Source organism: Ignavibacteria bacterium (assembly GCA_016873845.1).
Taxonomy (GTDB): domain Bacteria; phylum Bacteroidota; class Ignavibacteria; order Ch128b; family Ch128b; genus JAHJVF01.
This window is the reverse complement of sequence record VGVX01000009.1, coordinates 44,357-54,113: the sequence shown is the minus strand read 5'-3', so window position 1 is coordinate 54,113 and position 9,757 is coordinate 44,357. Positions and strand designations below refer to the sequence as shown.

Genomic DNA, 9,757 nt, shown 5'->3' with positions numbered 1-9,757 from the left:
TTTTGGATTGTTTGTTACAGCAATGAATTTAATCCCGGTGGGACAGCTCGATGGCGGGCATATATTTTATTCTATGTTCGGTACTAATCTTCACCGCAAAGTTGCCGATGTAACATTTGCATTACTAATGATTCTTGGAATTTCAGGATTTGTTTCGGAGTTTTTTAACCTAAATTTTCCAATAGGTTGGAGCGGATGGGTATTTTGGGCATTGATTTTACGCTTCTTGATAAAACTTTATCATCCAGAAATTTATGATCCAGTTGGACTCGATAAAAAAAGAAAATTGATTGGTTACTTTGCTATCATTATCTTTATAATATCTTTTACCCCAGTTCCTTTTTACATTAAATTTTGGTAAGTAAGTGAATAATATAAAAAACATAGTAGCTGCAGTAGTTTTCTGTTCAATCTTTATTCAATCGTGCGAGAAGGAATACTCTTCAATCTTCGATCCAGCTCAAAATGTTCCGCCTGTTGTAAAGAACGTTCAAGCGCCTGATACGTTAATCGTACCTCTTGCTGACACCTTAAAAATCTCACTTAGTGTAGATGCTTCGGATGCAGATGGTGTTAATGAACTAACATCTGTATACTTTAACACATTCAGGCCTGATGGTTCTCCATCATCAAGCAATCCCTTCCAGATGTTTGACGACGGGAACATTGTTGCGAATGGTGATCTAGTAAAAGGTGATGGAACATATTCTCGGATTATTATTCTCCCTCCAGGTACTACCAAAGGAAAGTATCGATTTGATTTTCAAGCGATAGATAAATCAAACGAATTAAGTAATGTCATTTCTCACTTTATGGTTTTGAAATAATGTTGAACAAATTATTTTTCGTATTGCTTTTAACTTCTGTCAGTTTCGCTCAGCATATTCCAATGGATTTCCAATTTGAAACAAAAATAAAATTGAATAAGTCTGCTTCAGGCTCGACGACACAAACAGGAAACTCGATTACTGATTTGATTACTATAGGCGATACAATACTTCTCGGCAGTGGAAAGGGTTTAAGCATTTCCTTTGATAAAGGTGAAAGTTGGTTAAACTTTTATAATCATCCAAAATTTGGTAAAGAAGCTATTTCTGGCTTAGGGTATAAAAATGGATTGATTTGGGCGGCAACAGCACATTCAATCGAAAAAGATGGGCAAACGCTTCCAGAAGGGAGTGGATTTCTGTTTTCGTTAGATGCCGGAAATTCGTGGTACAAAGTTCCTCAGCCAATCGATCACAAAGATAGCAATAAAGTCTATTACGGTTTAAATAAACTCAATGCTCTCCCAATTACAACAGCGGTGAATAATATCACATATGATGTCGCTGTTACGAAAGATGCAGTATGGATTGCATCTTTTGCAGGTGGATTGCGAAAATCAACGAACAAGGGAGGAACTTGGGAACGAGTTGTTATTCCTCCAGACAATCTAAACTCCATTAAGCCAACAGATACACTTTCGTTCGATCTTTCACCCGTTAGCGGTTCTTTGGGATATCAAAACAATCTCAATCATCGAGTTTTTTCGGTTTACGCTGAAACAGATTCAATTATTTGGGTTGGAACTGCCGGTGGAATAAATAAATCAACCGATGGAGGAATAAGCTGGCGAAAGTTTACAAAACAAAATCAAACCAATGGCATTAGCGGAAACTTCGTGGTTGCAATTAACGGAACGAAAGTCGGAGGTGCTACTCACATTTATGCTGCAACTTGGAAAGCTGAAGATCTGACCGAAGAATATGCTGTAAGTTTCACGTCTGATGGAGGAGAGACTTGGTTGCAGTCAAATAGAACTCAACGCTTTCACAACTTTGGTTTTTACAATCATATCTCTTATGCGGCAGGGAGTGAAGGACTTTACAGAACGGATAATTCAGGTGTGAATTGGATCAAAGCTCCAGCAATTGTTGATTCAATTACAAAACAAAGAATACAAACAAATACTTTTTACTCAGCTGCAAGTCAAGGTAATACAATTTGGATCGGATCAAATAGCGGACTTGCTAAGACAACCGAAACCGGTTCACCGTGGGGTGGATTTTGGCGGGTCTATCTTGCTTATGTTCCAGTCAATTCAGCAAATGAAACTTATTCTTACCCTAACCCATTTAATCCTGATCAGGAGGTTGTAAAAATTAAGTATATGACCGAAGGTGCGGACAAAAACGTAACTATTAGAATTTATGACTTCGGTTTTAATCTCTTGAAAACAATTATTCAGAATGCACCAAGATCAGGAACAATCGATAAATTAATTCAACAGACAGAAACTTGGAACGGAAAGGATGAATTTGACTCAATTGTCAGTAATGGAGTTTACTTTTATTCAGTTGAGATCGGGGAATCAAAACCTGCTTTCGGAAAGATTATGGTGTTGAGATGAGAGTGATCATGCATTTTCGAAAAATGGTTTCTATAAAATTTGCCTGCACAACATTGTTCTTGTCTATTGCCATTTGCAACAGTATAGTTTTAGCTCAACCGCAAACCAGCAAAATATCTTCTGCACCGGGATCGTTTTCGAGAATGGGATTTGGTTCACGCGGAATCGGCATGGGAAATGCGATGACTTCAGTGACCGAAGGGCAGTTGAGTTCATATTATAATCCTGCTCTTGTAGTTTTTCAAAAAGGGAATAATGCAAATCTCGGTTATACATTTCTTTCATTAGACAGAAGAATGAACTTTTTAAGTGTTGGCCGAAGTTTTAAGTTTTATAAAAAGGATGAAGACGGAAATTCGACCAATGAAGTACATTCGACTGCGGGAGTTAGTGTCGGTGTAATTAATTCAGGTGTTGGCAACATAGATGGAAGAGATGGTTCTGGATTAAAAACTGAAACCTATTCAACTAGTGAAAATCAATTCTTTTTGTCGTTTGGTATTAAGCCCTCTGAACGGGTCGCAATTGGATTAACAGCTAAGATGTATTATTATTCTTTATTTGAAAAAATGTCGAGTACTTCGCTCGGATTTGATTTTGGTGCAATTATAAAAATTATGGATGAGTTGTACATTAGTGCAGTTATCGCTGACTTGAATTCAAAGTATCAATGGGATTCTACACCGATTTACAAAGAAAAGGGAAGAAGCAATACTATTGATAAATTTCCTCTTCTAAAACGAATCGGAATCAGTTATTTACTCCCAAATAATCTTGGAATAGTTGCTGTAGATTTTGAATCTTCAAATTTCGGTACTAACATTTTAAAATTTGGGGCTGAATATAATTTATTGGATTATCTAAAGTTGAGAGCAGGGCTCGACCGGTTTAATCTCAGTAATTCAGATATGGTTCCGAAAACTTCATTTGGATTTCAATTAGACCAATCGATTTGGAATTTAGAATTTGCACTTAATTATGCTTTCGTAATGGAAGCTTATTCGCCATTTGATGAACATGTAATTTCGTTAGGAATAAATTTTTAATGAAAAAGTTAATAACCTTGACTTTTATAATTGTATATGCTTTGAGTTACGCTCAAAATGATGCTGGAAAAACTGGTTTGTCCTTCTTAAAAATTGGAGTTGGTGCCGGTGAATCTGCTCTCGCTGAAGCAATTTCCACGAATTTGAATTCTCCGTTTTCTATTTATTATAATCCGGCACTGCTTAGCTTTCATGAGAATCCGAACATCGGCTTTATGCATAATGAATGGATTCAAGATGTAAAATCAGAATTCCTAATATCTAATTTCGAATTATTTAATATTCCACTCTTTGCAGTTGTTAATTCGACAAATATCTCTGAGATCGAAATTAGAACTAAACCCGGGGAGAAAGAGGGAAGTTTCAACGCACATTATTTAAACATAGGCCTTGGAACAGCTCTGAAACTTTATGAAAATATTTCAACAGGTGTTGTTTTTAAATATCTCTATGAAAATATTTTTGATTACGAAGCTTCTGGTTATGCTCTGGACTTGGGATTATTCTACAAAGACTTTTATTCAGATTTGAATTTAGGATTGACTCTCAGGAATCTTGGACATATGTCAAACCTAAATCAGGAAAGTACTAAACTCCCCACTGAAATTCGTATCGGTGCATCGTACGTGGATTTATTAAAATTCTCAGAGTTTTCATTTACTCCTTCAATCGAATTTCAAAAATATTTTTCGAAAGCTGGATTTCCAATACTATTCGGATTAGAAACTAATTATTCGAGAATGTTTTTTGTACGACTTGGTTACCGAACAGGCAGGGAGCTACATGGTTTCTCAGCAGGAGTTGGAATCAACTGGAAAGGCATTCAGGCTGATTACGCATATGTACCTTTTAAAGAAAGTTTTGGTTCAGCAAATATTTTTTCAATTTTTATTTCATTATGATAGAAGTCAGCGAATTTAATTTAGGTAAAATAAGAGACGAAGATTGGAATGATTTTATCGATAAATCCGACAATGGTACGATTTTTCACCGAAGAGATTTTTTAGCTTATCACCCAAAAGATAGATTTATCGACTCATCATTAGTGTTCGAAAAAAGCAGTAAATTATTCTCGGTCCTTCCGGCAATTGAATTTAAGAATGATGGGAAGAAAATATTTTATTCTCATCGAGGGGCTTCTTACGGTTCTTTTGTTTATGATTCTTCGCTAAACATTAAAGATTCATTCGAACTTGTTGAATCACTCATCGATCACTGCAGAGGCAAAAAATACAATCGTATAATTCTCACGCTTCCGCCAATTATTTATTGCACGAAAGTTTCGAATTATATCGACTTTGCTTTAGTGAAGAATGGATTCAATTATTTGAAAAGAGAAGTCTCAAGTGTCGTGTCACTGGATTTCGATGATGAGAACTTAGTTTATACTTACCGACCGGAAGCAAGAACAGCTTTAAAAAAATCTTTGAAATCTGGAGTTGAGATTGCCGAGACCGATCGTTTTGAAGAATACTATGAAATCTTAAAACAAAATCTAAAGATGCGGCACAATGTCAATCCAACACACACTTTAGATGAATTGAAGAAAATAAAAAATATTTTTCCTACTAAAGTTAGATTGTTTGGCGCTTTTGCGAAATCTAAGTTAGTTGCTGGAGTATGTAATTTCTCTGCAAATAAAAAGGTCGTGCTTGCCTTCTATATCTCCCATGATGAAAATGCTCAAGAATATCGTCCTGTTAATTTACTTTTTTATGAAATCATGAGAAAATATAAATCAGAAGGATTCAATTATCTTGATTTTGGGATTTTCACAGTAAATATGGAACCGAATTGGGGATTAGGAAGATTCAAAGAAAACTTTGGTGCGAGAGGAATTTTCCGTGACACATTTTATTTAGACCTTTAGAATTTAAGTGTTAAAAATTCTTCACATAGCAGTAGAAAATTATGCTGGCGTACCTTATTCTTATGTGCAAATGCATAGGGCATCCGGAGACGAAGCGAAGCTGGTAACATTCTATCATACACCTTATAAATTTCCCGAAGAAGCTTGTTTAAATTATTTTGTTCCGAGAAACTTCATCTCGAACTATTGGCGAAAGAGTAAAATTGAAAATCTACACAAATCTGTAGAACGTAAAGAAAAATCGTATCCTATCTATTTTGAACCTAAAAATTTTTTTGAGTCACTATATTTCGATGTTGCCGAATCACTTCGCACCAAAAAAATAATGGCATTCATTGAAGAACATGAATTGAACAAATACGATGTTATTCACTACGATGGTGGAATGGATTTTTTTAGGGATTCAAGAATTGCAAAAAATTGGAAAACAGATGGAAAAAAGATTGTTTGCTGTTACTTTGGTAGTGATTTACGATCTCGCGGATTGATGAGAGAGCTTGATAGAATTTCTGATCTGAATCTAACTTCTGAATTCGATCATCTCAAAATGCATCCGACCGTACATTACTTATTTTATCCATTCAATATCGATGAATTGCCGATTCGAAAAAAAAATGATTCAGAGAAAATTAAGATTATTCACACACCGACAAACAGAAAGTTCAAGGGAACTTCGCTTATTCTGAAAGTGATTAACAAAATTAAAAAAGACCGCAAGATCGATTTCATTCTATTGGAAAAACAGATTCGTTCAAAAGTGCTTGATGTCAAATCGACTTGTGATATTTGCATCGATCAAGTTGGCGGCGCTATGGGAGGAACCGGGTATGGCAAAAGCGGACTTGAAAGTCTTGGAATGGGAATTCCAACACTCACTAATATGACGAAGGAGTATGAAGACTTTCTTCCTTCCAATCCATTTGTTGTCGCAAATAATGAAGATCAGCTTTATTCGAAACTTATGGAGCTGATTGATTCACGAGAATTACGTGAAAAAGTTAGTATTAAATCTAGGAAGTGGGTGGAGGAGTATCATTCATTTGAAAAAGTTAATTCAGCATTGAAGCAGCATTACCGCGAGCATGGGATCCTCTGAGAAATCAAATCACGGAATATTTTTTCACACGAGTATTTATGGTTTCGGACATCTTATTGCCCGCAGTCTGAGTTTTATCCTTCTTCCATTCTATACTCATTATATTTCTTCAAAGGAATTCGGAATATATTCCTTAGTAATTTCGTTTGCTTCGATCATCTCTATTTTTTTTCACCTAGGGCTGCAGGGAAGTTTTGTGAAGTATTTTACTTCAGCGAAATCTCAAAGTGAACAGAGATTAATTTTTTCTAATCTGATTTTCTTGATTTCCGCAGTATCTCTTCCAATCACGGTGATTTTACTTTTCTTCGCAAGAGAAATTTCACAGATAGTTCTCCACAGCAGCGAGTACTCGTTATCTCTTTCGCTTGGGATTATTTCAATTCTTCTGATGACCTATTCATATTACTTTTCGATTATATACGTAACACTTGAAAAGTCGAAACGATTTGTCAGTAATACAGTAATCTCCGCTTTACTTAATTTTGTTTTAAATGTGATATTTATTCACAATCTATCGATGGGAATAAATTCTATCTTTTATGCGCAGATCATAAGTTCAATAGTTTTGATTTTGCTTTGTAGTGATGTTCTCAAAATTTATTTTCAATTTGAATACAGCTCAAATTGGATTAAAAGTATCTTAAAATTTGGTTATCCATTTTTTTTCTCAAGTATTTTTACAGTTCTCACAGAAGTATTCGATAGATTTCTTGTTGATTATTTTTTAGGAAGCGACAAAGCTGGTGTTTATTATTTGGGCTATCGATTCGGTCTCGTATTAAATATTTTTGGAATTTCATTTAAAAATTCCTGGCTCCCGCATTATTACAACTTCATAGTTAATCTAAAAGATGATCAACCGAACTATCTTGGCAAAGTCTTTTCGAAATTGATTGTAATCTCTGCAATTCTAATTATCCCAATATCACTTTTTGCCGATGATGTGTTCAGATTGGATATTAATGGATTTAAAATATTTACACCGGAATATTTTGAAGCTGCCTTCGTGATCCCATTTGTTTTGTTCGGTTATATGTTCGCGATAATGATGTCGTTTTATTCGCTTGGACCTTATGTAAGTGATAAGCCGATTCATTTTTTACTTTCAGATCTCTTATGTTTTATTGGAAATATAATTCTCAACATACTTCTTATCCCTTTTATCGGATTGACTGGAGCTGCAATTGCAACCATGGCAGCTTTTATGCTTGGTGCATTTTATTTGTATTTAACCAGCGCAAAAGTTGTTAAGGTGAATTACGAAAAAAGAAAGTTATGGACAGCCATTGGAGTCAGTTTCGGATTTCCATTTTTGTCCATGGTGATTGCTTCTATATATTTAGATATAGTTCTAATTTTTTGTTTTGTAATAATCGTACGTGAATTGAAAGTAATTGATTTTGCTAGATTGATCCGGTTGCAGTTTTAGGAGTTATAAGCTCTCAGCAATTCCGCCTCACACGTTCCCCAATTAAAAAATTCTTCAACGGCTCGGCGTCCATTTCTTCCCAACTCGACAATCTTTTCTGGATTAGTGATAAGACTCTCAATAGAAAAAACTATAATGTTCACATTAAGAGGATTCACCAAAATTCCGCAATCCGCATCAGCGAATGTATCTGATATCGGTTTGTAATTCGATGCAACTATACACTTACCGAGAGCCATGTAATCAAAGATTTTTATCGGGAGTGATCTTTCATAAATTCCGTTTGCAGGACGAATATCAAAGCAAATGTGGGTTGGTTCAAGATGTTTTGAGAATTCGGTATAATCAGTCCATGGGCAGTACTGAATATTTATTCGATTAACTTCTAACTCGTTTAGGATCGACTTCTCTCTTTCATCCTCAAATCTGCCCGCAAGTATGAACTTTATTCTCATATTTGGATTTTGCCTTTTCAGTTGAAGTAACGCATCAGCCATGATTTTCAATCCTCTTGAAACAGAGATCACACCTGCATATCCAAACACAATTTCAGTACCGTCAAATGCTTGAGTTGAAGCTTTGTAGTAATCGAGTATTGGATAGTATCCAATAAGGTATTTATTTATTTTCGGAGCGTATAAATCGTATCTCTGCTTCTTATAATTCTCCCCGAGAATAATCGCGTCACATAAATTGCTGACAATGAAGTTCAGAATATGGCCAAAAAGGAATTTGAGTGGCTTAAAAAAGAGAGGACTATTTTTAACAATGTTTTCGGGATACCATTCCGTAACATCATAAAAAATTCTTACTTTTCTATTATTCCGATTCGTCACTCTAAAAACGTATCCAATGAGAACAGTCATCGGCTCACAGGCATGGATAATTTCTGCTTCGGACTGAGTTAAGTAATTAATTAATCTTTTGATTTTTGAGATAGGATTGAGTGAATTTATTTTCTGGTCGAAACCGATGCACTTAATTCCTTCGAGTTTCGCATCAATGTCTTCAGTTGAACAAATAATCGTTACCTTGAAACTGTTTTTGTCCAGTGAACCGGCAATTTTATGAAATATTCTTTCGTCCTTTGGAGGATGACCGGTGGTTAATATTGCGACCTTTTTCATTTAATTACATCTTATCCAAAAAAGTTTTTGAATGAAACCGAATTTAACTTATAATTGCTTTGGTTTTATTTCGAATCGAAAAACATTGACAATTTAATAATTTAAGGGAACCAAATGAAGAATAGTTTAATCGCTTTAATAATATTGGGTGTTGTGATAGCAATCACTTTTTTTGCTATCGGCGGATTGGAAGGGAATAATGGTGAAACAGATTTAAGCTCAAATGATGGCAAATCTTTTAATGAAAAACTCGAAGCTGCGAAAAGCTTGAATAAAAAAATTGTTGTTTCCGTGTACACTGACTGGTGCGGTTGGTGCAAAAAAATGGATCGTGAAACTTTCAAGAATGAATCTGTTATTTCTGAGATAGTTAGAAACTTTATATTCATAAAACTAAATGCTGAATCCAGTGAGGAATTGACCTATCAAGGAGAAAAATATACTAAAGTTCAATTTGCGGCTGCATTTGGAATAAAGGGCTATCCAGCAACAATTTTTCTTAATTCAAGCAGTGATCCAATTACAGTGGTTCCAGGATACATTGATGGAGACATGTTCACTAAAATCTTAAAATTCATTTCTAGCGAAGCATATCTTAATCAAACGTTTGAAAAATTCATTGAAGAAGGAAAACAAAATTGAAATTGGAAATTGAATAATGAATATTGAACAATCAATGTTGAGTAATGAACAATGAATAATAAATAAAGAACAAGGAATATCGAATAATGAGCTAGGAATAATGAATATCGAATGAGTATTAACTCGCCATTCAAAATTCACTATTCAATATT

Annotated in this window: 11 protein-coding genes; 9 read left to right on the top strand and 2 right to left on the bottom strand. The window is 34.8% G+C overall.

Going from position 1 to position 9,757, the window contains the following annotated elements; all coding sequences use genetic code 11:
• The first annotated feature begins 22 nt into the window (after positions 1–22).
• From FJ213_03840 to FJ213_03805, 8 genes are read left to right on the top strand one after another with little or no spacing between them, the layout of a single operon-like run.
• Positions 23–361 (top strand): hypothetical protein, encoded by a 339-nt coding sequence (locus FJ213_03840; protein ID MBM4175292.1) that lies wholly within the window; start codon positions 23–25, stop codon positions 359–361.
• Positions 362–365: 4 nt separating this feature from the next.
• Positions 366–827, top strand: coding sequence for a hypothetical protein (locus FJ213_03835; protein ID MBM4175291.1), 462 nt, complete (start codon positions 366–368; stop codon positions 825–827).
• Entirely contained in the window at positions 827–2,392 is a 1,566-nt protein-coding gene (locus tag FJ213_03830; protein MBM4175290.1) for a hypothetical protein, read from the top strand. Before FJ213_03835 ends, FJ213_03830 begins: the two co-directional genes overlap by 1 nt.
• An 8-nt stretch (positions 2,393–2,400) precedes the next feature.
• Entirely contained in the window at positions 2,401–3,438 is a 1,038-nt protein-coding gene (locus FJ213_03825; GenBank protein MBM4175289.1) for a hypothetical protein, read from the top strand.
• Complete coding sequence (locus tag FJ213_03820; GenBank protein ID MBM4175288.1) at positions 3,438–4,340, top strand: PorV/PorQ family protein; 903 nt, start codon at positions 3,438–3,440, stop codon at positions 4,338–4,340. The genes FJ213_03825 and FJ213_03820 overlap by 1 nt, the downstream gene beginning before the upstream one ends.
• Complete coding sequence (locus FJ213_03815; protein MBM4175287.1) at positions 4,337–5,308, top strand: GNAT family N-acetyltransferase; 972 nt, start codon at positions 4,337–4,339, stop codon at positions 5,306–5,308. Before FJ213_03820 ends, FJ213_03815 begins: the two co-directional genes overlap by 4 nt.
• Positions 5,309–5,315: 7 nt before the next feature.
• A complete protein-coding gene (locus FJ213_03810; protein ID MBM4175286.1) occupies positions 5,316–6,404 on the top strand; it encodes a glycosyltransferase family 1 protein in 1,089 nt (362 codons plus the stop codon).
• Positions 6,391–7,836, top strand: a complete 1,446-nt coding sequence (locus FJ213_03805; protein MBM4175285.1) for a hypothetical protein — start codon at positions 6,391–6,393, stop codon at positions 7,834–7,836. The genes FJ213_03810 and FJ213_03805 overlap by 14 nt, the downstream gene beginning before the upstream one ends.
• Here the strand turns inward: FJ213_03805 and FJ213_03800 are convergent.
• Complete coding sequence (locus tag FJ213_03800; protein ID MBM4175284.1) at positions 7,833–8,963, bottom strand: glycosyltransferase family 4 protein; 1,131 nt, start codon at positions 8,961–8,963, stop codon at positions 7,833–7,835. The two genes, FJ213_03805 and FJ213_03800, sit on opposite strands and share 4 nt — an antisense overlap.
• A gap of 114 nt (positions 8,964–9,077) precedes the next feature.
• Here FJ213_03800 and FJ213_03795 point away from each other — a divergent pair, with 114 nt between their 5' ends.
• Positions 9,078–9,605: a thioredoxin family protein gene (locus tag FJ213_03795; protein MBM4175283.1), complete on the top strand. Its 528-nt coding sequence runs from the start codon at positions 9,078–9,080 to the stop codon at positions 9,603–9,605.
• Here the strand turns inward: FJ213_03795 and FJ213_03790 are convergent.
• Positions 9,563–9,742, bottom strand: coding sequence for a hypothetical protein (locus FJ213_03790; protein MBM4175282.1), 180 nt, complete (start codon positions 9,740–9,742; stop codon positions 9,563–9,565). The genes FJ213_03795 and FJ213_03790 overlap by 43 nt on opposite strands.
• Between the last annotated feature and the right edge of the window lie 15 nt (positions 9,743–9,757).